The 25,515-nt window shown below is 68.1% G+C and carries 21 protein-coding genes; 15 read left to right on the plus strand and 6 right to left on the minus strand.

All coding sequences use genetic code 11. From position 1 onward, the window contains the following. Nucleotides 1-140: 140 nt before the first annotated feature. On the plus strand, nt 141-1,133 hold the full coding sequence (locus NA12_RS17580; RefSeq protein WP_084472853.1) for a methylenetetrahydrofolate reductase: 993 nt from the start codon (nt 141-143) through the stop codon (nt 1,131-1,133). A 94-nt stretch (nt 1,134-1,227) separates the two neighbouring features. Here NA12_RS17580 and NA12_RS17585 read toward each other — a convergent pair whose 3' ends face one another. Next, nucleotides 1,228-2,664: a short-chain fatty acyl-CoA regulator family protein gene (locus tag NA12_RS17585; RefSeq protein ID WP_067451929.1), complete on the minus strand. Its 1,437-nt coding sequence runs from the start codon at nt 2,662-2,664 to the stop codon at nt 1,228-1,230. Between the two features lie 154 nt (nt 2,665-2,818). Here NA12_RS17585 and prpD point away from each other — a divergent pair, with 154 nt between their 5' ends. From prpD to NA12_RS17600, 3 genes are read left to right on the plus strand one after another with little or no spacing between them, the layout of a single operon-like run. Continuing rightward, nucleotides 2,819-4,321, plus strand: coding sequence for a 2-methylcitrate dehydratase PrpD (gene prpD, locus NA12_RS17590; RefSeq protein WP_067451931.1), 1,503 nt, complete (start codon nt 2,819-2,821; stop codon nt 4,319-4,321). Further along, nucleotides 4,321-5,235: a methylisocitrate lyase gene (gene prpB, locus NA12_RS17595; RefSeq protein ID WP_067451934.1), complete on the plus strand. Its 915-nt coding sequence runs from the start codon at nt 4,321-4,323 to the stop codon at nt 5,233-5,235. The genes prpD and prpB overlap by 1 nt, the downstream gene beginning before the upstream one ends. After that, nucleotides 5,235-6,359: a bifunctional 2-methylcitrate synthase/citrate synthase gene (locus tag NA12_RS17600; RefSeq protein WP_067451937.1), complete on the plus strand. Its 1,125-nt coding sequence runs from the start codon at nt 5,235-5,237 to the stop codon at nt 6,357-6,359. Before prpB ends, NA12_RS17600 begins: the two co-directional genes overlap by 1 nt. 9 nt (nt 6,360-6,368) lie before the next feature. Here NA12_RS17600 and NA12_RS17605 read toward each other — a convergent pair whose 3' ends face one another. Then, on the minus strand, nt 6,369-7,163 hold the full coding sequence (locus NA12_RS17605; protein ID WP_067452062.1) for a CPBP family intramembrane glutamic endopeptidase: 795 nt from the start codon (nt 7,161-7,163) through the stop codon (nt 6,369-6,371). 156 nt (nt 7,164-7,319) lie between these two features. On the opposite strand from NA12_RS17605, the gene NA12_RS17610 reads away from it, so the two are divergent. After that, nucleotides 7,320-8,105 (plus strand): crotonase/enoyl-CoA hydratase family protein, encoded by a 786-nt coding sequence (locus NA12_RS17610; protein ID WP_067451939.1) that lies wholly within the window; start codon nt 7,320-7,322, stop codon nt 8,103-8,105. A gap of 12 nt (nt 8,106-8,117) precedes the next feature. On the opposite strand, the gene NA12_RS17615 is transcribed toward NA12_RS17610, so the two are convergent. Beyond that, nucleotides 8,118-8,564 carry a DUF7144 family membrane protein gene (locus tag NA12_RS17615; protein ID WP_067451941.1) on the minus strand — a complete coding sequence of 149 codons (447 nt, stop codon included), beginning with the start codon at nt 8,562-8,564 and terminating at the stop codon, nt 8,118-8,120. A 751-nt stretch (nt 8,565-9,315) separates the two neighbouring features. On the opposite strand from NA12_RS17615, the gene NA12_RS17620 reads away from it, so the two are divergent. Continuing rightward, entirely contained in the window at nt 9,316-10,869 is a 1,554-nt protein-coding gene (locus NA12_RS17620; protein WP_243654968.1) for a flavin-containing monooxygenase, read from the plus strand. Between the two features lie 193 nt (nt 10,870-11,062). Further along, the gene (locus NA12_RS17625; RefSeq protein ID WP_132369985.1) at nt 11,063-12,253 is read left to right on the plus strand and encodes a hypothetical protein; all 1,191 of its coding nucleotides are present in this window, start codon (nt 11,063-11,065) and stop codon (nt 12,251-12,253) included. Nucleotides 12,254-12,263: 10 nt separating this feature from the next. On the opposite strand, the gene NA12_RS17630 is transcribed toward NA12_RS17625, so the two are convergent. The 3 genes from NA12_RS17630 to NA12_RS17640 form a co-directional block, all read right to left on the minus strand. Further along, the gene (locus NA12_RS17630) at nt 12,264-12,548 is read right to left on the minus strand and encodes a GlsB/YeaQ/YmgE family stress response membrane protein (protein WP_207905626.1); all 285 of its coding nucleotides are present in this window, start codon (nt 12,546-12,548) and stop codon (nt 12,264-12,266) included. Between the two features lie 205 nt (nt 12,549-12,753). Continuing rightward, nucleotides 12,754-14,451 carry an amidohydrolase gene (locus NA12_RS17635; RefSeq protein ID WP_084472854.1) on the minus strand — a complete coding sequence of 566 codons (1,698 nt, stop codon included), beginning with the start codon at nt 14,449-14,451 and terminating at the stop codon, nt 12,754-12,756. Nucleotides 14,452-14,710: 259 nt separating this feature from the next. Then, a complete protein-coding gene (locus NA12_RS17640; RefSeq protein ID WP_067451955.1) occupies nt 14,711-15,226 on the minus strand; it encodes a MarR family winged helix-turn-helix transcriptional regulator in 516 nt (171 codons plus the stop codon). Between the two features lie 91 nt (nt 15,227-15,317). Here NA12_RS17640 and NA12_RS17645 point away from each other — a divergent pair, with 91 nt between their 5' ends. The 8 genes from NA12_RS17645 (at nt 15,318) to NA12_RS17675 (ending at nt 25,504) form a co-directional block, all read left to right on the plus strand. After that, nucleotides 15,318-17,411 carry an MMPL family transporter gene (locus NA12_RS17645; RefSeq protein WP_084472856.1) on the plus strand — a complete coding sequence of 698 codons (2,094 nt, stop codon included), beginning with the start codon at nt 15,318-15,320 and terminating at the stop codon, nt 17,409-17,411. Nucleotides 17,412-17,427: 16 nt separating this feature from the next. Then, nucleotides 17,428-17,688 (plus strand): DUF5990 family protein, encoded by a 261-nt coding sequence (locus NA12_RS34670; protein ID WP_243655017.1) that lies wholly within the window; start codon nt 17,428-17,430, stop codon nt 17,686-17,688. 60 nt (nt 17,689-17,748) lie between these two features. Then, entirely contained in the window at nt 17,749-18,342 is a 594-nt protein-coding gene (locus NA12_RS17650) for a hypothetical protein (protein ID WP_067451958.1), read from the plus strand. A 210-nt stretch (nt 18,343-18,552) separates the two neighbouring features. After that, entirely contained in the window at nt 18,553-19,971 is a 1,419-nt protein-coding gene (locus tag NA12_RS17655) for a glyceraldehyde-3-phosphate dehydrogenase (RefSeq protein ID WP_371856004.1), read from the plus strand. A gap of 166 nt (nt 19,972-20,137) precedes the next feature. Further along, entirely contained in the window at nt 20,138-21,664 is a 1,527-nt protein-coding gene (locus NA12_RS17660; protein ID WP_207905627.1) for a hypothetical protein, read from the plus strand. 153 nt (nt 21,665-21,817) lie between these two features. Next, the gene (locus NA12_RS17665; RefSeq protein ID WP_067451960.1) at nt 21,818-23,065 is read left to right on the plus strand and encodes an AAA family ATPase; all 1,248 of its coding nucleotides are present in this window, start codon (nt 21,818-21,820) and stop codon (nt 23,063-23,065) included. Next, nucleotides 23,062-24,285, plus strand: coding sequence for a vWA domain-containing protein (locus NA12_RS17670; RefSeq protein WP_067451963.1), 1,224 nt, complete (start codon nt 23,062-23,064; stop codon nt 24,283-24,285). Before NA12_RS17665 ends, NA12_RS17670 begins: the two co-directional genes overlap by 4 nt. A gap of 286 nt (nt 24,286-24,571) precedes the next feature. Then, nucleotides 24,572-25,504 (plus strand): PDR/VanB family oxidoreductase, encoded by a 933-nt coding sequence (locus NA12_RS17675; protein WP_067451966.1) that lies wholly within the window; start codon nt 24,572-24,574, stop codon nt 25,502-25,504. The last annotated feature ends 11 nt before the right edge of the window (nt 25,505-25,515 follow it).

Genomic DNA, 25,515 nt, shown 5'->3' on the forward strand with positions numbered 1-25,515 from the left:
CAATGGAGTTCCGCTGTGGTCGCATCCACCACGTGTCCGAGTCGGCTCGGAGTGTCCCGCTGTATCAGGGCCTCGAGGATGGGAAGTCGGCCTGAGCGCCCTGTCTCGGCGGGTTCGACGCGGGACGAGGAGAGCAAGCGATGACAACAACTGATTCCAGGCGACCCGACTGTCGCGAAACCGACGGCGGCCCAAGCCATTCGGTGGCACAGAGCCTGCTCACTCACGTCGGTGGGGGTGCGGGTGTGCCGTTCTCGGTGGAGTTCAATCCGCCACGTGATGCTGCCGGCGAGTCCCGGTTGTGGCGGGCGGTGCGTGAGTTCGAGCGTATGCATCCCGCGTTCGTGTCGATGACCTACGGGGCGGGCGGTTCGACGAAGGACCGCACGGTCCGCATCACCGGCGACCTGGCTCGGGAGACGACGTTGCTGCCGGTGGCGCACCTGACCGCGGTGGGGCACAGTGTGGCCGAGTTGAGGTCGCTGGTCGGTTCCTACGCCGATTCCGGGATCCGGAATCTGCTGGTACTGCGCGGTGATCCGCCCGGAGACCCGCTCGGTCCGTGGTCGCGCCATCCCGAAGGCGTGGACTACGCCGAGGAACTGGTGCGGATCGTCCGGGACCTGGGTGATTTCCACGTCGGGGTCGCCTCGTTTCCGCAGGGCCATCACCGGTCGCCGGATCTGGACCACGACACGCGGTTCCTGGTGGCCAAACTCCGCGCGGGTGCGGAGTATTCGATCACGCAGATGTTCTTCGACGTCGAGCACTATCTGCGGTTGCGGGATCGGGTCGCCGCCCTCGACCCGGAGCAGGGCGCCAAGCCGATCATTCCCGAGCTGATGCCGATCACGTCGTTGCGGACGGTGGCTCGTGCCGAGGAACTGTGCGGTCGCGGGCTGCCCGAGCCGGTTATGGCACGCCTGCGCCGGGCCGCGGGAACCGGCTCGCAACCTGATCGGGCGGCAGTGCGGGCCGAGGGCATCGCGATCGCCACCGAGATGGCACAACGTCTGATCGTCGAAGGGGCGCCGTGCCTGCACTTCATCACACTCAACTTCGCCAAGGCGACCAGTGAGGTGCTGACCGATCTGGGGTACGGCGTGGGAGCGGCGCCGTTGCCCGGGCGGTGATCGGGGTCCACCTCGCGCGTGTGGGGACGCGTGCTCTGTGGCCACTGCTGCCCGCACGGTGGTGGCCACGGGCAGCGGCCGAAGGTGCGCTCGCTCAACTCCGCTCGGCGGTAGGAAGGTCGGCGGGTGTGTAGGGGGTATTGGCGGCGCGGTTGCCGTCGACGTGGATAGCGCGGCCGAGCTGCGGGAACGCCCGCTGTGCGCAGCGGGAGCGTTCGCACACCTTGCAGCCGGCGCCGATCGGGACCGCGGTGGCGTCGTCGTGCAACGGCAACCCGTGCGAATACACGAGTTTCTCGGCGTAGGCGATATCGCACCCGAGACCGATCGCGAAATCTCTTGTGGCGGAAAGGAATCCCGGTGTGCTCTCGTCGGTGGTGCGGGCCAGCCACAGATATTTTCGGCCATCGGGCATCTGGGCGATCTGGGTACGGATACGCCCCGGTGTGGCGAACGCGTCGTGGACCACCCACAGCGGGCAGCTGCCGCCGACGCGGGAGAAGTGAAAAGCTGTGGCGGACTGTCGTTTCGAGATATTGCCCGCTCGGTCGGTGCGCACGAAGAAGAACGGCACACCCCGCTGACCGGCGCGCTGCATCGTGGACAACCGGTGACAGACGGTCTCGAAACCGACTTCGAACATCGACGACAACAGCTCGATGTCGTAGCGCAACTCTTCGGCCGCGTCGCGGAACCGGGTGTAGGGCAGGATCAGCGCTCCGGCGAAGTAGTTGGCCAGACCGACCCGCAACAGGTCACGGGATTCGGCCGGCATGCGCACGGTGGCGGTGATGGCCTCGATCGTGTCGCCGTGGGTCAGGAAGGCCAGCTGGGTGGCGAGCTGGAAGGCGCGCTGACCGGCCGAGAGTCTGCGCGCGAGGGTGAGATGGCGTGCGGCGGGATCGAACACGCGCTTGGAGCCGGGCTCGGTCGGTGCGTCCGAGCGGATCGTGACGGTGACGTCGTACCGCTCGTGCAGCAGTCGGGTCAGTTGCAGGTCCAATCCGCCGATGCTGAGCCGGTTCTCGGCGAACAGGGATTCGGCGGCGAGATCCAGCTCGGGAATGTGGTTGCGGCGATCGTAGAAGAAATCGCGCACGTCCTCATAGGGAGTGGCGGCCGCTGTGCCCGTGACCGGTCCCTCCAGACCGGCGGAGATCTGCTCGAGCTGCTGTGTCGCGCCGCGCAGCTTGCGGTGCAGATTCACCAGCAGGTGCGCGGCGGCGGGCACCCGCGCCATGAGGTCCTCGAGTTCGGCATTGCTGATGGCGGAGGTGTCGGGATCTTCGACGAACACCTCGTGCAGATCGGCCAGCAGCCGCGCGTCGGTGTCGGTGGCGAAGAATCCCACGTCCAGGTCGAAGGTGGCGTTCAGCTTGAGCAGTACGGGCACGGTGAGCGGGCGCTGATCGTTCTCGAGCTGATTGATATAGCTCACCGATAGCTCCAGCAGTTTCGCCATCGCGGTCTGCGAGAGGCCGCGTCGGTCGCGCAGCGTGCGCAGCCGTGCGCCCACATACGTCTTCTGCATGACCCGAATCTAGCACCTACGCCTTTCGCAATTTTTACAACTTCGCAGAGTCGCTTCCACAAATTTCGGCATCTGTAAGCCATTTTGCCTGCTCGTAGATCTGTGTAACGTGCGAAAAGTACTGGTGAATACTCGACGCCTGGAGGCCCCCGCAGTGAAGCACCATCTCGTCCGAACGCACCGCTCCGCCGAGGACTTCCCCCGCGAGGAGCACCTGGCTTGGCACATCGCCGAGGTTGCCGCCGATCCGGTGGAGGTGCTCGACCGGACCGAAGAGATGATCGTCAACCGGATCATCGACAACGCGTCGGTCGCCGCGGCTTCGATCACCCGCCGCCCGGTGGCCAACGCCCGCGCCCAGGCCCTGGCCCATCCCTACGGCCCCGGCGCCGCCGTATTCGGGGTGCCCGGGCGGTTCTCGCCGGAATGGGCGGCCTGGGCCAACGGTGTCGCGGTGCGCGAACTCGACTTCCACGACACCTTCCTCGCCGCCGAGTACTCGCACCCGGGCGACAATATTCCGTCGATCCTGGCCGTGGCCCAGCACACCGGCCGCAGCGGCGCCGACCTGATCCGCGGTCTGGCCACCGGCTACGAGATCCAGGTCGACCTGGTTCGCGCGATCTGCCTGCACGAACACAAGATCGATCACGTCGCCCATCTGGGCCCGTCGGCCGCCGCCGGCATCGGCACCCTGCTCGGCCTCGATACCCAGACCATCTACCAGGCGATCGGCCAAGCCCTGCACACCACGACCGCCACCCGGCAGTCCCGCAAGGGCGAGATCTCGAGCTGGAAGGCCTACGCACCGGCCTTCGCCGGGAAGATGGCCGTGGAAGCGGTCGATCGCGCCCTGCGCGGCGAGGGCGCCCCGGCACCGATCTGGGAGGGCGAGGACGGTGTGATCGCCTGGCTGCTGGGTGGGCCGAAGGTGGAGTACACGGTGCCGCTGCCCGGCCCCGGCGAGCCCAAACGTGGCATTCTCGACACCTACACCAAGGAGCATTCGGCCGAGTATCAGAGTCAGGCGCCGATCGACCTGGCCCGCCGGATGCGTGATCGGGTCGGCGATCTCGACCAGATCGCGACCATCGTCCTGCACACCAGCCATCACACCCACTATGTGATCGGCACCGGCTCGGGCGATCCGCAGAAGTTCGACCCGACCGCCTCCCGCGAGACCCTCGACCACTCGGTGATGTACATCTTCGCGGTGGCCCTGCAGGACGGCACCTGGCACCACGAACGCTCCTACGCCCCCGAGCGCGCACAGCGCCCCGACACCGTCGAGCTGTGGCGCAAGATCTCCACCGCCGAGGACCCGGAGTGGACTCGTCGCTACCACTCCACCGACCCGAACGAGAAGGCTTTCGGCGCGCGCGCCGAGATCACCTTGAAGAGCGGCGAAGTGATCGTCGACGAGCTCGCCGTCGCCGACGCGCATCCGCTCGGCGCGCGTCCGTTCGCCCGCGAGCAGTACATCGCGAAGTTCCGCACCCTGGCCGAGGGCGTGATCGAGCAGGCCGAACAGGATCGCTTCCTCGACCTCGCCCAGCGCACGCCGGAGCTGACCGCCGACGAACTCGGCCGGCTGAACTTCACCGTCTCCGACGAGGTCATCGCCCGCGCGCCGCAGCTGCCGAAGGGGCTGTTCTGATGACCGGGCTGCTCGCCGCGTCGACCTCGGCCGCCGACAAGCGCATCGCGTTGCGGGCCGGTCTGACTTCGGACCGGATCCAGCGGTTGCCCGGTGCGTTCAATCCGTTGGTGGCCAGGTTGATCCAGGAGATCGGCTTCGAGGGCGTGTACGTCTCGGGTGCGGTGGTCTCGGCCGAACTCGCCCTGCCCGACATCGGGCTGACCACACTGACCGAGGTCGCCGAGCGCGGCAGGCAGATCGCCCGGGTCACCGACCTGCCGGTCCTCATCGACGCCGACACCGGTTTCGGTGAACCGATGAGCGCGGCGCGCACGGTCACCCTGCTCGAGGACGCCGGGATCGCCGGAGCCCACTTCGAGGACCAGGTGAATCCGAAGCGCTGCGGGCACCTCGACGGCAAAGCCGTGGTGCCGGTGCCGGAGATGGTGCGCCGGCTGCGCGCGGCCGTAGCGGCACGACGCGACCCGAACTTCGTGATCTGCGCACGCACCGACGCCGCCGGGATCGAAGGCATCGACGCGGCGATCGACCGAGCGAAGGCCTACGCCGAGGCCGGCGCGGACCTGATCTTCACCGAGGCACTGCGCACCCCGGCCGATTTCGAGAGATTCCGGGCCGCGGTCGATATTCCGCTGCTGGCCAATATGACCGAGTTCGGCAAGTCGGAGCTGATCTCCGCGCAGGTGCTGGAGAAGATCGGGTACAACGCGGTCATCTATCCGGTCTCCACCTTGCGGCTGGCGATGTTCGCCGCCGAAGCCGGGCTGCGCGAGATCTTCGACCACGGCACCCAAGCCGGTCTGCTCGACCGAATGCAGCACCGCAGCCGCCTCTACGAATTGCTGCAGTACGAGCGCTACAACGAATTCGACTCCGACATCTTCAATTTCGCCCTGGGAAAGGACCAGTGATGACGGATCTCGCCGTTCCGGCCATCTACAAAGGACTCGCCGGTGTCGTCGTCGACACCACCGCCATCTCGAAGGTGGTCCCGGAAACGAACTCGTTGACCTATCGCGGGTACGCGGTGCAGGACCTGGCCGCGAACTGCAGCTTCGAGGAGGTGGCCTATCTGCTCTGGCACGGCGAACTCCCCGATGTCGCCCAGCTCGCGTTGTTCACCCAACGGGAGCGGGCCTCGCGCCGAGCCAATCGGTCGCTGCTGTCGTTGATCGCGAAGCTGCCCGAGAACTGTCATCCGATGGATGTGGTGCGCACCGCGATCAGCTATCTGGGCGCCGAGGACCCGCAGGAGGACGACAACTCGGCCGAGGCCAACCTGGCCAAATCGTTGCGAATGCTGGCGGTATTGCCCACGATCGTCGCCGCTGATCACCGCCGTCGCCACGGCCTCGATCCGATCGAGCCGCACTCGCACCTCGGCTACGCCGAGAACTTCCTGAACATGTGTTTCGGAGAAGTGCCCGCGCCGGAGCTGGTGAAGGCGTTCGAGGTCTCGCTGATCCTCTACGCCGAGCACAGCTTCAACGCCTCCACCTTCGCGGCCAGGGTGGTCACCTCGACCCTGTCCGATATCTACAGCGCCGTCACCGCCGCCATCGGCGCGTTGAAGGGCTCGCTGCACGGAGGCGCGAACGAGGCCGTCATGCACGACATGCTCGAGATCGCTGATCCCGCGCTGGCCGAGCGGTGGCTGCGCGACAAGCTCGCCGACAAGGAAAAGGTGATGGGATTCGGGCACCGGGTCTACAAGTTCGGTGACTCCCGGGTGCCGACGATGAAGAAGGCGTTTCTCGATATCGCGGCCGCGACCGACGGCGGCAACTGGGTGCGGATGTACGAGATCCTCGAACGCACGATGGACGAGGCCACCGGCATCAAGCCCAATCTCGATTTTCCCACCGGGCCCGCCTATTACCTGCTCGGATTCGATATCGAGGTGTTCACCCCGATCTTCGTGATGAGCCGGATCACCGGCTGGACAGCGCACATCATCGAACAGGGTGCGGCCAACGCGTTGATCCGCCCGCTGAGTGAATACGTGGGTGTGGCGCAGCGCGTGGTCGTGGCCTGACGATGCCGGTCACGAAGTCGCGAGGGTGGCGGGTTCGATGCTGCGCCGTTTGATCACCAGGACGATGGCAAGCACCGGGTACAGCAGAATCGGCAGGAGCGTGCCGGGATAGAACGTCGGATCGGCCATGATCATCGTCCCGCTGATCAGGGTGAAATCGAACAGGCCGTGCAGTACCGAGTTGATCGCGTTGCCGCGGCTCACCCGCCGGGTCAGGTAGAAGAAGTAGCCCGCCAGGCTGACCATGATCGCCTGCGGCACCGCGCTGACACCGTGGGTGATGCCGTTGGTCAGGTGCACCGCGCCGAACACGATGCTCGACCACAGTGCGACCCGGCCCTCGGTGAGTCCGTGATCGCGCAGCACCAGCACGCCGATCCCACGGAATACGCCCTCCTCGCCCCAGCCGACGAACTGGGTGGCGATCAGCAGCACCAGCACGTACAGCAGACCCTTGTCCGCCAGCGCGCTGTAGTTGATACCGAAGATGATCGCGACGACGAACACGATCGGCACGATCCGCACCCACGACCGGGTCGGGTGGTCATCGTGCAGGACCGGCCGCAGCCAGCCCAGATAGGCGATCACGCCGTAGGTGAAAACCAGCGCGGCACCGAGCGGGATGATCATGCCGTAGAACACCGACCGTGTGGACAACATGTCCTCGGCCCCGGTGAGTGACTTCATCAGCAGGCCGCCGAGTTGAATGATCGCGAGGTAGACGATCACGACCAGCGCGAACATCGGGTAGGAGAGCCGACGACCGGCGCGTGGTGCCGATAACGCGGGGTCTGAGGTGTTCATGGGGAGAACATAGCCGCAGATGATCGATTCGCCGACCGCACCTTCGCGGACACGCCGATTCGCGGGACCCATCGACCCGCATAGTGTATTCATGCGTGGATCGAGAGTGACTGTAGCCGTGACCTTGTCGGCTACCCGGGGCCGAGGAGGGCCGACATGACCGAGCACACCGTGACCGTCGAACGCGACGGACCCGTCACCACTGTCAGCATCAACAGGCCGCAGGCCCGCAATGCCGTGGACCGGGTGACGGCAGAGGCGCTCGCCGACGCGTTCCGGGCGTTCGACGCCGACCCCGACGCGGCGGTCGCGGTCTTGCGCGGCGAAGGGGAAACCTTCTGCGCCGGAGCCGATCTCAAGGCGGTGGCCGCGGGTGACCCGAATCGTTTCCAGCCGACAGGCGACGCGCCGATGGGGGTCTCGCGGCTGCGGCTGTCCAAGCCGGTGATCGCCGCCGTGAGCGGCTATGCCGTCGCGGGCGGTCTCGAACTGGCCATCTGGGCCGATCTGCGGGTCGCCGACGAGGACGCGGTGTTCGGCGTGTTCTGCCGCCGCTGGGGCGTGCCACTGATCGACGGCGGCACCGTGCGCTTGCCCCGGCTGATCGGGACGAGCCACGCCATGGACCTCGTTCTCACCGGACGACCGGTGCGGGCCGAGGAGGCGCTGCGGATGGGCCTGGTGAACCGGGTCGTGCCGACCGGACAGGCCACCGCCGCGGCTCAGGAACTGGCGCGCGAACTGGCGGCGTTCCCGCAGACCTGTCTACGTCAGGACCGCCTGTCGCTGCTCGAACAGGACGGACTGTCCGAAACAGCCGCGCTGGCCAACGAATTCGAGCACGGGATCCTCTCGATCGCCCGTGACACCCTCGCGGGCGCGACCCGCTTCGCCGACGGCGCGGGCCGTCACGGCGCGTTCGGCGACGGAGCGCATCGGTAAACGTCTTCGGCGTCATGTTCGGCCGTGGCGGTGCGTCGGCTGCCAGGCGGTGACGGCCCAGATGACCACGACGCTCATCACGATGATCAGGATGGACCATGCCGGATAGTAGGGCAGGGACAGGAAATTCGCGATGATCACCAGCGCCGCGATGCCCACTGCTGTGTAGCGCGCCCACGCGGCACCCGACATCAGGCCGATCGAGCAGATGATGGCGATCACGCCGAGGACGACATGGACCCAGCCCCACGTGGTCGCGTCGAATTCGTAGATGTAGCTGATACCGGCGACATAGAACTCGTCTTCGGCGATCGCGGCGATGCCCTCGAGAATGGAGGCCGCCGCGGTGATGAACAGCATGATCGCCGCCAGCATGGAGATTCCCCCGGCAGCGGCTTGCCGCGCGAAAGTTTCGTCGTCGGGAACGGGTTGATAGGCGGAAGGATTGCGCTCGGTCATGTCAGCCCCTTGCTGCGGTGAAACTCCGGCATGCGGACCCGTCGACACTCTCTCGCCTAATTCCAGGTTTCGCATCGAGGGGCCGCGATAACGGTGCGGTCACGCATTACGGTCGGGATGGCGGATTACGCGGGAAGAATCCACGTAGCGCCGATCAAGGTATTGCTCGCGACCGGGTTCGATCGCCCACGATCCGTCGATATCGATACGCCGCGAGTTTACCGGATGCCTTCCTCTTAATACAGCGATGTGCCAGCGGTGCGGGCGGGATGCCATTCATCGCCTGTACCGAAGCCTGACGACACCCCGCCTCGACCGAGACCGCCTGTCTGACGAGGCGATTGCCGGATGATTGCCGTTGCTGATGGGCGGGGATACGTCGCGTGTACCCCGTGTCGGAGAGAGCTCCCGAGCCCGGACGCAAGCGAATCGTGTGTGGCGGTTTCCCGAGCGTGGAAGGAGTTATCGGTTTGTCCTGGCGTAATTCGATTGTCCGGGTGGTGAATTCGTGGTCGACCACGGCCCACCCGGCCCTCGGTCGTGGGCCACCGTGGCGGTCGAGGCGCAAAGGTCGCGATCGACCGCGGCGCCGCGAATATCACCCGGGGTCGTGCCGCTGCGTTGAGCGCGCATTCTCCCGGAACACCGGATCGGGTGTCCCCCCGCGAGCACGGGGAGACACCCGAAAACAGCTCTGTACGGCGGTCGCCACCGCCCACAGAGCAGATGCAGAAAATTGGAGAACTCTGCGATGACAACAGTAGATGTACCCGCCGGTTTCGCGGGCCCCAATGACGCCGCGCCCGTGTCCAGGCCGGTGATCACTCACGACGTGGTGATCGTCGGGGCGGGATTCGGGGGGCTCACCATGGCCGCGCAGCTGAAGCAGGCCGGGGTGCGCGACTTCCTGATTCTCGAAGAAGGGCCCGAAGTCGGTGGGGTATGGCGGGAGAACACCTATCCGGGTTGTTCCTGCGATGTGCCCGCGCACCTGTACTGCTTCGCCTTCGACCCCTATCGAGACGCGCGCGTGCGTTATCCGGATCAGCGCGAGATCCTGACCTATATGCGGGAGGTCACCGACCGCAACGGTTTGCGTGCGCACCTACGCTGCGATTCCGCGGTGGTGGCCGCCGACTACAGCGACACCGACCGCACCTGGACACTGACCACGAGCACCGGGGAGCTGATCCGCGCCGAAGCGGTCGTGTGGGCGCTCGGGCAGCTGCATCGACCCTCGGTTCCCCGGTTGCCGGGATCGGAGACCTTCGGTGGCCGTGCGTTCCACTCCGCGCGGTGGGATCACAGCGCGGACCTGAGCGGGCAGATCGCGGTCGTCGGCACCGGTTCCTCGGCGGCGCAGATGATTCCCGAGCTGGCGCGCGTCGCGGCCGGTGTCACCGTGTATCAGCGTTCCCCGTCGTGGGTGCTGCCCAAGCCCGCCGCGTCGTTCGGTCCGCTGTCGCGGCGGGCGCTCGCGCGGGTGCCCGGTCTGCACGAGCTGTACCGGGCGGGGATCCACCATGCCGCCGATCTGGTTCTGGCCCCGATCATGCGCGCGGGGTGGTCGGCGAGACCGGCCGAACTCGTGGCGCGGGCCCACCTCCGGCGCCAGGTGCGCGATCGCGCGCTGCGTGCCGCGCTCACCCCGGACTACCGGATCGGGGAGAAGCGGATCCTGCTCGACAGTGGTTTCTATCCGGCATTGACCCAGCCGCACGTCGAACTGGTCACCGACCGCATCGACGGGCTCGGCCCGGAGGGGATCCGTACGGTCGACGGCACCGAACGTCGCGCCGATGTGATCGTGTGGGCCACGGGTTTCCGGGCGTCGGAGTTCCTTGCCGGGGTGCGCATCCGTGGCCGTGGCGGGGTGGATCTGCACGAGCGGTGGCGGGATGCGGGACGACCGACCGCCTTCTACGGGCTCGCGGTGCCCGGCTTCCCGAATCTGTTCATGATCGCCGGGCCGCACTCGTTCACCCCGTCCAACAGCAACCCCTCGGTCAAACATCACCAAGCCCGCTACATCATGCGGTGTCTGGCGCTGAGCGCCGACCGGGGTGCCCCGGTGGAGGTGACCGAATCGGCGATGGCGCGCTACCTCGATCGGCTGGATCACGGGCTGGCCCGGACCGTCTGGTGCGACGGTGTGGCGAGAGCGTGGTGGAAACGCGCGGACGGCACGATCACCAACGCGTGGCCCGGAACCGTCGGCGAGTTCGAGGACGCGATCGTCGGTAGCGATCCGGCCGAGTCGTTCGCGAACGCCCCCGATCGGGAGTTCGCGCGCCGGACCACCTGACCGCGCCGTGTCGACATGACCCCGCGGTGGCCGCGAGCGCTGCTCGACGGCCGCCGCGGGGCCTGTCGTTACGGAGAACGCTCGGGATCGATCGCTGTGTGATTGCGGCTCTCGCCATCATGGTGGGGATACGATGATCTGACTCGATGTCAGCGAGAAAGCCGGGCAGATGGCAGCTGGTTCAAGTGGGTGGATGCGACGGATAGCCGTCATCTTGCTGGTGTGCGCCACAGGATTGCTCACACTGGCCGCGGTTGTCGCCGGGTTCCTCCGTGCGGAGGTTCTCGACACCGACCACTATGTGGACACCGTCGCCCCGCTGGCCGCGGACCCGGCGATCCAGACGTCGGTCGCGGACGCGCTGACCAGGGCGGTCATGGCCCGCGTCGATGTCGAGCAGGCCGCCACCGAGCTCCTGCAACGCGTCGGCGACGCCGAGGATCGCGGGCCGCTGGCGACTGCCGCGGTGCGCAGTGTCCCCGCGCTGCTCGCGGCCCAGTCCGAGGACCTGGTCCGGGACGCGGCGACCACCCTGGTGCGCAGCGACGGTTTCTCCGCACTGTGGACCGCCGCGAACCGGCAGGCGCACCGCCTACTGGTCGCGGCGGTCACCGGAGTCGACGAGGGTGCGATCCAGGTGGACACCACCGGCGTGGTGTCGATCTCGCTCGACCAGATGCTGGATCGGGTCGTCGACGAACTGGACAGCCGAGGTTTCGTCCTCGCCGACAAGGTCGCCGCCGCGCCGACCGAATTCGTGGTCCTCGAGTCGGACGAATTGGCGCGGGCGCAGCGGGTCGTGCGTCTGCTCGATCGGTCGGCGATCGTGCTGGCGATCGCCGCCCCGATCTGCGCGGCGCTCGCGATCCTGGTGGCGGGCAGAGGTTCCCGACGGCGGGCGATCCTCGCCGTCGCGGCGAGCGTGCTGGTGTCGATGGTCGTGCTGGCGGTGGCGTTGCTGATCGGGCGCGGCATCTATCTCGACCATGTCCGAACGGCCTCACCGGACGCGGCCCGTGCGGTCTTCGATACCGTCGTCGGGCCGTTGCGGGTGCGTATGCGGGTGCTCGCGGTGCTGGCCGTGGTGGTGGGACTCGGTGCCTTCCTGGTCGGTCCGTCGGCGCCGGCGACCTGGGTACGCGCCACCGCCGATCGGCTGGGGGAGCGGTTGCGCCGTGGCGAACTCGGGCCGGTATCGGGGTTTCTCGCGTCGAACCGCAACGCTGTGCGCGGTGTGGTGCTGATCGTCGCCGCGGCGGTTCTGCTGTTCTGGGACTACCCGACGGTGCTGGTGGCGGTGCTGATCGCCGTGGTCACCGTGGTCGTGTTGCTCGCGCTGGAACTCGTCGCCCGACCGCGACGGCGGGCGACGAACCAGCGCTGAGGTAGTCGGCTCAGGCCACCGGCGGGTGTTTGCGGGCACCCATCGACTCGGCCGCGAACAGCAGCACCACCGCGGCGATGACCGCGAGGACGAAGCCCCAGAAGTTGAGTTCGGTGATGGAGCCGACCCCGATCAGGCTGGCGATCACGCCCGCGATCAGGGCCGCGACCATGCCGAGCACCAGGGTCATGCCCATGCTCATGTTCTCCTTACCCGGTTTGAGCATTCTGGCGAGCACGCCGACCACCGCGCCGATGAACAAGAATCCACAGATCTGAACAATCGCGTTCCACATCGCACGAACCTCCACGTAGTGCCGATGGCCGGGAAGTGCCGGTCATGTTCGATCATTCCCCCGATCGCCCGCAGGGCCATGGCCGTGTCCTCGGTGTTGTCGAAGCGTGTTCGCGCCGACGCCGGATCAAGCCAACCGTTTCGATTGCGGGGCCAGTGGGGCCGTGGGTGGGGTCGCGACAATGCGGTCGATCACAGGTTGACGCTCAGCAGCACCGCCCGAGCTGCGGGTTCGTGGTGGGGTCCCCGTGGGGTACGGCGGCCAGGAACGCGTCGAGGTCGATCCGTCGCCCACCCACCCAGGTGCCCTGGACCTGGACCGTCTCGCCTAGTCGAGCCGGGTCCACCTCGTAGGGGTCATCGGACAGCTCGACGAAGTCGGCCAGCTTCCCCACCTGGATGGACCCGATCAGGTGGTCTCGGCGCAGGGTGCGGGCGGCGTCGATCGTCTGCGCGCGGATCGCGGCATCCAGCGGTATCGCCTGATCGGCGCCGTGCACGGTGCCCGCACGGGTGCGTCGGGAGGCGACGGTCTGGATGTTGATCAGCGGCGACGGTGGCGAGACCGGCCCGTCGTTGTGCAGGGACACGCACGCCCCCGACGCCAGCGCGTCGGCGGTCGGCTGCCATCGGCTGCCGTGTTCGTGGTCGAAGATGTCGCCGTCGAGCAACTCGCCCCAGAAGTAGTACTGGAACGGCGAGAGCGACACGTGCACGCCCAGTGTCGCGGCGCGGTCGAAGTGCGCTCGTGTCGCCCCGCCCAGGTGCTCGATCCGCCACCGATGGTCGGTACCGGTCAGTCCGTGGCGCCGCAATGCCGCCTCGTAGGCGTCCAGCGCCAACTCGACGGCGAGGTCGCCGTTGGAATGGAACGACATCTGCCAGCCCGCGGGCGCCGCCCTGTCCAGGATCTCGTCGAGCTGGGATCGGGTGTAGTTCAGCGAACCGGCGCCGCCCGCGGTCGCCGGGTCGATCCCGGCGCGCCGCGTGGCCTCGGTGTCGAGGTAGGGAAACGACGTCGCCGCGCTGCCCACCCACACCGCACCGTCGGTCCAGAGCTTGACTCCGGCCTTGCGCAGCATCTCGTCACCGGCGGCGAAGGTCTCGGGCTCGGTGTAGGTGTCGGTGGTCGACATCTCCCACAGGTTGACCCGCAGCGGGCACGACGTCGTGGCGGCCAGTGTCTCGTAGTCGTGCTTGGTCTGCGGGTCGTAGGCCATGTCCGAGGTCGTGGTGTACCCGACGCGCGACATCGCCGCGAAGAACCCGGCGCCGCTGACGAGCGGACTCGGCATCTGGGCGATCAACGGCATCATGACCGCGCTGAGCACCGGCACTTCGAAGCCCTGACCGTTGAGCGTGGCGTCCGGATTGCGACCGTAGCGCCCGCCGATGGGGTCCGGTGGTGGGCTGTCGTACCAGCCGTATCGCTTGATGAGCGCGGTATCGAAGTAGATGCCGTGCGCGGAATTGTCCAGGACCACCGCCACCCGATCGCCGAAGATCTCGTCCAGCTCCGCCGCGGTCGGTGCCGCGTGTTCGTGCAGCAGCGCGTCGAATCCGTTGAACACCAACGGCGTCGACGAATCGGTCGCGGCGATGGCAGCGGCGAACACGGCCAGCACATCGGCCCAGGTCGGTGCCACCCACGGGGTGATCTGTTCGATGGGTGGCTGGGTGAGGACCCCGCCGAGGAACGGATGCCCGTGCGGTTCGACGAACCCCGGCAGCAACGCCCGCGCGCCGGTGTCGATCACCTCGGCGTCGGGCGACACCGCGGACACACACTCGGCCACCGACCCGACCGCGACGATGCGCGATCCCGAGACCGCGACCGCCTGCGCGCGGGGACGGTCCTGGTCCATGGTGATCACGGTGCCCGCGGTGAGAACGAAATCCGACACAGCCAACTCCCTCGCTCGTGATGTTCGTGGCGGAGAAACCTCGGCCGGCCGCGATTCGGTGCGCCAAGGGTCGGAAATGCTGCTGACCAGCACAGGCTATTCCCGGCGAGCGCCAGGTCGAGCAGGCGACACGCCTATCCGAGCGCGGATCGACGCAGCCCGATCCGGGGTCGGTGCCGTACGAGCAGATCTCGGAGAGAACGACACCACGATCGAGCTTGCCGAGGTCATCCGTCCGAGCCTGGGTGCCCGGTTCGGTCTACTCGGCGGCGTGCCCCGACGCCGGGAACTCGGCGTAGAACTCGCGCAGTGCGGTCGTGACGCTGACGAGGACGCGGTGGGCGGCAGCCAGGTCGGTGTCGGGCAGATCCGACAGCGCGGCACGGGTGCGGGAACCGAGCGGTCCGAAGAATCCGGCGGCGACTGCCATACCCTGGTCGGTGTAGGTCAGGTTGACCCGCCGCCGGTCCGCCGGGTCGGACACGCGGTCGAGATGCCCGGACTCGATCATGCGCTCGACCAGGTAGGTGACAGCGGGCGCGGAGACGCCCATCACCTTGCTCAACTGCCCCGCGCTCACCGGCGAACCCTCGGCATCGGCCGTGGCGACATGCATCAGGGCGCGGAAATCGTTCGGGCGCAGGTCGTTCGATCGGGCGAAGACATGGCCGATCTGTTCGGAGATCGCGGTCAGCGCACGGACATCCCGGGCGATGTCGACCTCCAGCTCTGTCCGGTCGGCGGCCGGGTCGATGTCGGCGGCGTCGTCGTCCACGGCGGCCTCCTCTCTGTCCGAAAGGAAGAGCTTAGCCGTCGCAGGGTCGGGCATTGCCAATTAGTTAAGTTTCTGAAATAGTTTCGGCGTGATGCGAGTGAGTGAGGGAAACGGCTGGGACCGGTTCGCCGGACTGGTCACCGGTCGGCGATCGTGGGCGGTACTGCTCGCTGTCGTGATAGCCGCGATGGCGGTGATGGCGCTGGCGGGGAGTAACGACAGCGCGGGCCAGGCCCCGGTGTCGCTACCGCGATCGGCGCAATCGGCGTTGGCCGCCGAGGCCGTGGACCGGTTTCCCGATGCGGGCACCGCCGCCGCGATCATGGTGGCGACCCGCGCCGACGACGGACCGCTGACACCTCTCGACCGCGCCGCGCTGGACGCGGCGCTCACCCGCGCCGGCGGGCCGCCGACGGTGATCCTGGCTCCCGACGGGCGCGCCGCGCTCGGCCAGATACCGGTATCCGCGGAGCTCAACGGCTTCGCGCTCACCGATCGGATCGACGAACTGCGCGCCGCCGTCGACACCGACCTGCCCGACACCCTGCGCGTGCAGATCACCGGCGGACCCGCGTTCGGCGCCGACATCGCCAACTCTTTCTCCGGTGCCAACACCCTGCTGCTGATCGTCACCGCGATCGTGGTGATGGCGTTGCTCATCGTCACCTACCGCTCGCCGGTGTTGTGGCTGGTGCCGTTGACGGTGGTCGGCCTCGCCGACCGCGTCGCCACCAGCGTCGGCACGCTGCTGGCCGAGCTCACCGGACTCTCCTTCGACGGTTCCACCTCCGGCATCACCAGTGTGCTGGTGTTCGGCGCGGGCACGAACTACGCGCTGCTGCTGGTGTCGCGGTATCGCGACGAACTGCACCGCCATACCGATCATCGAGTGGCGTTGCGCGCCGCGGTGCGGCACGCCGCGCCCGCCATCGTGGCCAGCAATGTCACCGTCGTCCTCGCCCTGCTGACGCTGCTGCTCGCGCTGCTGCCCAACACGCGCAGCCTCGGCGCGTTCGCCGCCGCCGGACTCGTGGTGGCGCTGATCTTCGTGCTCGCCGCGTTGCCGCCCGCGCTGGCGCTGTGCGGGCGGCGGGTGTTCTGGCCGTTCGTGCCGAAGGCGGACGGTCGCGACACCGCCGATCAGGGTGTCTGGGCGGTCGTCGCGAAGCGGGTGGTGCGCCGCCCCGCTGTCATCGCCGGGGCGGCGTCGGCGGTGCTGATCGTCTTCGCGACCGGACTCGCGACCACCGACATCGGGCTCTCGCAGACCGAGCAGTTCCGCGTCGAGGCCGAGTCGGTCGACGGACTGGAGACACTGGCCCGACACTTCCCGTCCGGCTCCTCCGATCCCGCCGTAGTGATCGCCCGCAGCGCGACCACCACCCAGATCCAGGCGGCGCTCGATGGCGTGCAGGGCATTTCGCGCGCCACCGCCACCGGTACGTCCGCCGACGGTTCGACCAGGTGGTCGGTCGTGCTGGACGCGCCACCCGGCTCGGCGAAGGCGTTCACCACCATCGAGGCGATCAGGACGGCGGTCGCCGCGGTCCCCGACGCGCAGGCGCTCGTCGGCGGCGCGGACGCCGAGGCGCTCGACATCCGCGACGCCGCCCGCCGCGACCAGGCACTGGTGATTCCGCTCATCCTCGCCGTCGTGCTGTTGGTGTTGCTGGTGCTGCTGCGTGCGGTGCCCGCCGCCGTGCTGCTCGTCGGCGTCACGGTGCTCAGCGCGCTCGCGGCGCTCGGTGCGGGCAGCTGGATCAGCGGCACGATCTTCGGCTTCCCCGCACTGGACACGAATGTGCCGCTGTTCGGCTTCCTGTTCCTGGTCGCGCTGGGGGTGGACTACACGATCTTCCTGGTCACCAGGGCGCGTGAGGAAGCCGGTGCGCACGGCACCACCCAGGGGATGGTGCGCGCGGTCGCCTCGACCGGGGCCGTGATCACCAGCGCCGGCGTGGTCCTCGCCGCGGTGTTCTGTGTGCTCGGGGTACTGCCGTTGATCACCCTGACCCAGCTCGGCATCGTGGTCGGGATCGGCATCCTGCTGGATACGTTCGTGGTGCGCACGCTGGTCGTCCCGGCGCTGTTCGCACTGCTGGGCGACAAGGTGTGGTGGCCGGGCACACCCGTGAAAGCCGAAGCGGCGCAGCCTGATACGGCCGGAACACCAGCCGTGCACTGACCTGTGCGAGCCTGCGCTGGTCGTCGGTGGAACCGGCGACCAGCGCAGGCCGGGGAATCGGTTCCTCTACCTCAGCTGGGTCACCGTCGATGACGCCGGCGCAACCACGATGTTCCGGCGCGCCGAACTGATGCTCGCCGACGTCTGCGCCGAGACCCTGGCCGCCGCGACGGAATCGGGAGTGCTGCAGGCTCGCGTCGGCCTCACCGATGCGACCGGAAACCCGTTGTGCGCCAGGGTGCAGCCGGCCACGATCGACTGGTCCGCCGCGACCTGATCGCCCTGTCGATCGGCGACGCGCCGGGAGACTGTCGGTCCCCGGTGGCAGGATGCGGGCGTGGGTGATCACTTCGAACGGATCGTCGATCTCGACGTGACCGCGGCGGACGCGGCGGCATCGGCGGAGCGGATGGTCGACTGGATGGTGTCGCGGGGCTGGTTGCTTCGGGAGACCGCCGGGGAGGGCGTGTACAGCCTCCAGGTCGACGAAGGGTATGTGGCAGGGCCTGATCGGAATCGGATCACCCAGGACTGGGGCGACGAGTGGATCTGTGCGCCGGTCGCTGTCATCGTCGGCCGCAACGCCCACTACGGCGGTCAGGGCGCCATCGCACCGGGCACCGCGAAGTGCCCGCGATGCCGGGCGAGCACGGTGATCATCGACTACCCGCGGCAGTGGGACGCCGATCCCGCGGTGTGGCAACCGTTCTCGGATGCGATCGACTCCTGGATCGAATCCGGCGACGGCGCGGCCACCTGCGTCACCTGTGCCACTACGAGCCCGATCACCACCTGGCAGTGGGACGACGGCTTCGCTCTCGGCGCCCTCGCCTTCGACTTCTGGGGCTGGCCGCCGCTGACCGACGACTTCATCGCCGAGTTCACCGCCCGCCTCGGCCACCGCGTCGATCACCACACCGGCAAGTTCTGACCCGCATTCGGTGTCGTGGATCACAGGCGTCCGAACCCGCGCACTCCCCGTAGCGCAGTGCGCTCGATCTCACCGGTGGGGAGTGGTCCTCGGTGAAAATTCGGCGCTCACTAGCATCGATGCAGCGGATATATCGATGAAACCAGAGGACGTGTGTTGACTACCGAACAACTTGATCGCTGGAACGCTCAGGAAGCTGCGGCGGAGGCGATGATTCCGATCATCGGGACGCTGTACCGCGGCAAGGGTGTGACGATTCTGCTGCACAGCCGGTCGCTGGTGAACAAGTCGGTGATCAGCATCCTGCGGACCCATCGCTTCGCGCGCCAGATCGGTGGCGAGGAGCTCTCGGTGGACGAGACCCTGCCGTTTCTGCAGGTGATCAGCCGGCTGGATCTGGGGCCGTGCAAGATCGACCTGGGTCAGCTCGTGATGGCGTTCCACGCCGACGAGCGTGGCCTGTCGATCGAGGAGTTCACCACCTCGGTGCTGGCCGAGGTGAGCGACGGCAACAAGGCCGTGTCGCAGGGCCCGCGTGATGTGGTGCTCTACGGTTTCGGGCGGATCGGGCGGCTGGTCACCCGGCTGCTGATCGAGAAGGCCGGGTCGGGCAACGGGCTGAGCCTGCGCGCGGTGGTGGTGCGCAAGGGCGGCGACGACGACCTGGCCAAGCGGGCGTCGCTGCTGCGCCGCGACTCGGTGCACGGGCACTTCAACGGCACGATCAAGGTCGACACCGACAACGACACGATCACCGCGAACGGCAACGTCATCAAGTTCATCTACAGCGATGACCCGACCACGATCGACTACACCGCCTACGGCATCGACAACGCGATCCTGATCGACAACACCGGTCGCTGGCGCGATCGCGACGGCCTGGAGCAGCACCTGCGCCCCGGCATCGCGAAGGTCGTGCTCACCGCGCCGGGCAAGGGCGACGTGCCCAACATCGTGCACGGCGTCAACCACCGCGACCTGGATCTGTCCCAGCAGATCTTCTCCTGCGCCTCGTGCACGACCAACGCGATCGTGCCGCCGCTCAAGGCCATGGACGACGAGTTCGGCATCGTGCGCGGGCACGTGGAGACGGTGCACTCGTTCACCAACGACCAGAACCTGCTGGACAACTACCACAAGGCCGACCGTCGTGGTCGTTCCGCGCCGTTCAACCTCGTGCTCACCGAGACCGGCGCCGCCTCCGCGGTGGCCAAGGCGATGCCGGACTTCAAGGCCAAGATCACCGGCAACTCGATCCGCGTGCCTACCCCGGATGTGTCCGTCGCGATCCTGAACCTGCAGCTGAAGCAGGACACGACCAAGGAGGACGTGCTCGCCTACCTGCGTCAGGTCTCTCTCGCGGGCCCGTTGAGCCGCAACCTCGACTACACCGCCGCCACCGACGCGGTCTCGAGCGACTTCATCGGCTCGCGCGCGGCCTCGATCATCGACGCCAACGCCACCATCGTCGAGGGCGACACCGCGATTCTGTACGTCTGGTACGACAACGAATTCGGCTACTCGTGCCAGGTGGTGCGGACCGTGCAGTACATCTCGGGCATCGAATACCCGACCTACCCGCGACTGGGCGCGCTGTCGGACGCGCGCGAGCTCACCGACGCGCGGTAGCGACCCCGCTGGGCAGGCGGGTCTCCGGTCTATGACCAGGGCCCGCCTGCCCCGTCGACCCGGTGGCAGCTACCGTGCGGCGAGCATCACCGCTTGTCGGCTCGCGCGTTGTTGTGCATACTGGCGACATGACATCGAGTCGAAAGGGCGTTCTGCGCCCGGGCCGTTGAGCCCCACGCCGGTCATCGAACCGGCTTCTCTCCCCCGCCAACGCGGGGAATTCATCGAAGATCCGCTGCTTTCCCGGGCGTCGTACGACGATGCGCGCCTGGCGTTCTGGCTGTGCGTGCGCGAATTCGCGGTACCGCCCGGCATGATCGAGGCCGCCACCGCCCGGCGGCTCGTCGGTGACTGGTCGGGGGCGTGCGCCGCGGCGCACGTCGATCTCGCTGTGGATCTGCCGAAGTTGGCGCGCACGCACGGGCGCGGGCTCGCCGCCCGGGTGCGGGCCGATCTGCGGTACCTCGCGCCTGATCTGTTGCGCTGGCATCTACCCAGAATCGCACCGAACGGTCTGTTGCGGCCGGGGGTGACGATGGTGCTGGCGCGCTACGACCCCGGGTGCCCGACGCTCACGGAGAGTCCCGCCGGTGACGTAACGCAGTGTGGCGGTGCGGATTCGGTGTATCTGGTAGTTCGCACGCCACCGGCATGGGCGGCCGCCGGTCAGCGGATCGGCCTCGCGCTGTGGGACCCGGCGAGCCCCGCGATCCACGCGCGCATGCATCCACACCCCCGACCCAACAGTCGCTACCGGCTCGATCTGCACCGTCACCTGTGGGATGCACGTCGCGTGAACGAGCTCGGAATCCGCAGTGGCGCAGGCTGGTTCGCTGATACGGAGCGCGATTGGGACTACGGATCCGGTACCGGGGATGTGGTGGCGGAGGACAGGCCCGACCATGGGCTGACCGGATCGGTGCCGCCCGGTTGCGCGCACGACCGGTGGGCGGAGGAAGCGGGGATTCTGCTGCAGGCGCAGGGTCGTGAGTCCGGACTGGTGCTGGTGCGGTGTGGTGCACGCAGACGGGTCGTGTTGGACGTGCGTGCGAATGACCCACTCGCGGTGCGGATTTCGCGGGAACACGCGCGCGGCGGAATCGCCGGCCTTCCGGTCCTTCCCGACGCGGCGACCTGGGTGCTCCCGGACCTGGAGTTACTGCGCGCCGGTGTGATCGCCGCCGATCGGCTGCATCCACTGGTTGCCCGGGCGCTCGGCAGTGACCACGCGCCGCCCGAGATCTCCGGGATCGCCACCGGCCATCGGATCGTCGAGTGTCGAGGCGAACGCCACCGGATCGGGTTGGTGAACGGAACGCTCGCCGCTCTGGACCACGACCCCACCGAAATCCGGCGCGAGGAACTGCTGGCGGCCCTGACCGGAACCCCGATGCCCTGCCTGCGGGCTATCGACCGAGCACTGCGCCAACCGGATTGGCTCGTCGGCGTCTGTGACCGCCTGGACCACGGCGACATCGACGGCGCCCTCACCATCGTCGAAGCCGAGCTCGGCGCCGATGCGGTACTGCGTGACGGCCCGCTGCGCGACGCACTCGAAGCCGCTGTACGACAACGGATTACCTACGGCTGGTTCCGAGCCGGTCTACCCGCGCCCGGTCGCGGCCACACCCCGCCCGATCGATACGACCGCAAGGGTCGTCGCCTACGTCCGAGGCGCGTGGCCCTGAGCTGATGTGCCGTCCGGGCCCTGCGGATCACGCGGTGTCGTGCCGACAGGCGGACTTCCGTCAACTGATCCGTGGGATGACCCTCGGACAGGGGAGGGCCGAGCACCCTCCACCGCCGCAATCCTTCGAATTCCTCTGAACCCACAGGTGATGCACACATGACTGTTCACACTCTCCGTCCGTCGCTCCCGCCCCACGCCGCCGACTCCCAGCTCGATGTCGCGGGCGAACTCCTCGCACTGCTGGGCGAGGTGAAGACCGAGCCGCGCTCCAACACACAGCTGGAGGCGCTCACCTTGGCCGTGGCCGCCGACCTGCCGGTGCTGCTGTGGGGTGAGCCGGGCATCGGCAAGACCGCGGCCCTGACCCAGCTCGCCGAGTCCCTCGACCTGCCGCTCACCACCGTGATCGCGAGTGTGCACGAGCCGTCGGACTTCTCGGGGCTGCCGATCATCGGCGACGACCCCGCGACCCAGGGTGTGCCGATGGCGCCGCCGGACTGGGCGGTTCGGCTCGTGCGGGCCGGGCGCGGCTTGCTGTTCCTCGACGAATTGTCCACCGCGCCGCCCGCCGTCCAGGCCGCGCTGCTGCGCGTCGTTCTCGAAAGGCGGGTCGGCGCACTGGAACTGCCACCGGGCGTGCGCATCGTCGCGGCCGCCAACCCGCGCTCCTCGGCCGCCGACGGCTGGGAGCTGAGCCCGCCGCTGGCCAACCGTTTCGTGCACCTGCAATGGACCCACGATCACGATGTCGTGGTCCGTGGCCTCGGCGGAACGTGGCCGCGCGCGAGCCTGCCTCGACTGGCGCCCGAAAGTCTCGCGCAGGCAGTCGCGTTCGCTCGTCGGGCGGTGTGTACCTTGCTCGCGGCGCGGCCCAAGCTCGTGCATCAGATGCCCACCACCGAAACCCGCCGCGGCGGGGCATGGGCGTCACCACGGAGTTGGGAGATGACCGTGCGGCTGATCGCCTTCGCCACCGCGGCCGACGCGAGTCGCGACGCGCTGTCGCAGTTGATCCGCGGCACGGTCGGTGACGGTCCCGGTTTCGAACTGCTGACCAGCATCGACCGCATGGATCTGCCCGACCCGGAAGCGTTGCTGGCAGATCCCGGCGCCGCCGAACTGCCGATCAGGGGCGACCTGCGCCAGGCCGTTCTCGACGGTGTGGTGGCCGCGGTCCGCAGACGACCGGAGCGGGCCCGCTGGGACGCGGCCTGGTCGCTGCTGGTCAACGCCGTGGAAACCGGCGCACCTGACCTGGTGGTCGTGCCCGCCACCACGCTGGCCGCGCTGCGCCGCGACAACTGGGAAGTGCCCGCGGCGATCGAACGACTCGCCGGGGTGGTATCGGTGTCGCAGAGCGCCGAGCACGCCGCGGCCCGCGTCGCCGCGCGGGTGGGCCGATGACCGCGGCGACCACCGGGCTGGACTTCGCCAAGCTGTATGCCGCACGGCTGCAAGCGGTTTCGGCCCGCCCCTACCTGGCGACCGCGCTGTACGCGCTGCACATCGTGGAGTCGCCGAGGGCGCCGACGATGGGTGTGGACAAACACTGGCGGTGCTATGTCTCGCCACGGTTCGTCGACCGTACGCCGGTGGAGGAGCTGGCTTCGGTACTGGTGCACGAGGTTTCGCACCTGCTGCGCGACCATCACGCGCGCAGCGACCGCTACGCGCGAGCCCATGATCTGACCGGACCGGGGGAGCGGCTGCGCATGAACATCGCCGCGGACGCCGAGATCAACGACGACGCGTTCGGTGCCGGGCTGGTTCGGCCCGAGGGCGCCGTGCTGCCAAGCACCTTGGGGCTGGACGCCGGGCAGCTCATGGAGGACTACCTGGGTCAGTTCCGCCTCGGGCGTCTGACAGAAGGCATGGCGTGGCTCGACTGCGGCAGCGGCGCGGATGGATCGGACCGCGAGTGGGAGCTGGGACCCGACGGCGCGGACGGTCTGAGCGAACAGCAGCGCGATGGTGTCCGATTCCTGGTGGCACAGGGCATCGTCGGCCGTCCGGGGAACGCGCCCGAGGGGTGGCGACGCTGGGCGAACGAGGCTCTGCACCCCTCGCAACCATGGCGCGACCTGCTCGGCGCGGCCCTGCGCGCGGCCACCTCGGCGCCCGGCGTCGGCGAGGACTACACCTACCGGCGCCCCGCCCGACGCTCGACGGCATTGCCCGGCATCGTGCTGCCGAGTCTGCGTCGCAGCCCACCCAGGGTCAGTGTGGTCATCGATACCTCGGGCTCGGTCAGCGACGACGAACTCGGCAGCGCCCTACTTGAAGTCGCCGCGATCATCCGCGCCGTCGGCGGTCGCCGCGACCTGGTCACCGTGTTCTCCTGCGACGCGGCGGCCAGAATCGCCCACCCCCTGTGCCGGGCCGAGGGTATGACGCTGATCGGTGGCGGCGGCACCGACCTGCGCACCGGTTTCACCGAGGCCCTGCGCACCCGCCCGGACGTGCTCGTGGCCCTGACCGACGGCCAAACCCCCTGGCCCGCCCACCAACCGGCCTGCCGAACGGTGGTCGGCCTGTTCCGCCGCGAACGCGCGTGGCGCCACGACGACCCGGACTACATCCCGGACACCCCACCCACCTGGGCACGGGTGGTCGACATCGGCTGAGGGCGTCGTCCACTACCGGACGACGCCACCTCCGTACCGACGACAACCGATCACCGGGTGATCACGGTCGCGAGGAAGGCGACGGCGAGCAGTTCTTCGAATCCACGTGACATTTATCGGTAACCTTTTCGTTGATTCGTGGAAAACAATGCCGACCTCGAAACTTCTCGATTTCCGAGCGCTTCTTTCCGCCGACGGCCGATAGTCGATCGACCCCATTTCAATCCGGCAATTCGTTGAAAGTATCAATCCGCTCGGGTCGCCGAACCCCTGCCAGACTCGTCGTGTGATCAGCGCGATTGTGCGAATTCGGTCCATCACCTACGAATCAGAGGGCGTACTGTCCTTCGTGCTCACCGACCCCGGCGGCGCGCCACTGCCGCCGTGGGCACCGGGTGCGCACCTGGATGTCGTCCTGCCCGACGGCGTCGTTCGCCAGTACTCGCTGTGTGGCGATCCCGCGAATCGGGACAGTTATCGCATCGCGGTGCTGCTCGAGGAGCAGGGTCGTGGCGGGTCGGCGTGGATGCACGAGAATGCGCGACCGGGCACGCTGTTGGAAATCCGGGAGCCACGCAACAATTTCCCGCTCACGCAGGCGGGCAGCTATGTTCTGATCGCCGGCGGCATCGGGATCACCCCGTTGTTGCCGATGATCGGTGAGCTCGAACAGCGCGGCGCCGATTGGCAATTGCACTACGGCGGCCGCACCGGCGCGCGGATGGCCTTCGCCGACGAGTTGGCCGCCTACGGTGCCCGAGTGCGTCGCTACGCGCAGGACGAGGTCGGGCTGATGCCGCTGGCCCAGATCCTCGAACCGGTGGCCTCGGGCACCCTCGTGTACTGCTGTGGCCCCGAGCCGCTGCTGGCCGCGGTCGAGCAGCACTGTGTCGCCGATGCCCTGAGGGTGGAGCGTTTTCATCCCAAGGAGATCGCGGCGACCGGACCCGACCGGACGACGACCGTGGTGCTCAACCGCTCCGGCCGGACCGTCGAAGTACCGGCGGGGTCGTCGGTCCTCGACGCGATGGAGCGAGCGGGTGCCGACGTGCTGTGGTCGTGCCGTGAGGGTACGTGCGCGACCTGCGAGACCACGGTGCTCGAAGGCGAAGTCGAGCACCGTGATTCGGTGCTCACCCCGGCCGAACAAGAGTCGGGCAAAACCATGATGATCTGCGTTTCCCGAGCGCGCACGGACCGTCTCGTGCTCGATGCCTGAAAGGTCGAAGA

It is taken from the genome of Nocardia alba NBRC 108234, assembly GCF_001612665.1.
Classification (GTDB): domain Bacteria; phylum Actinomycetota; class Actinomycetes; order Mycobacteriales; family Mycobacteriaceae; genus Nocardia; species Nocardia alba.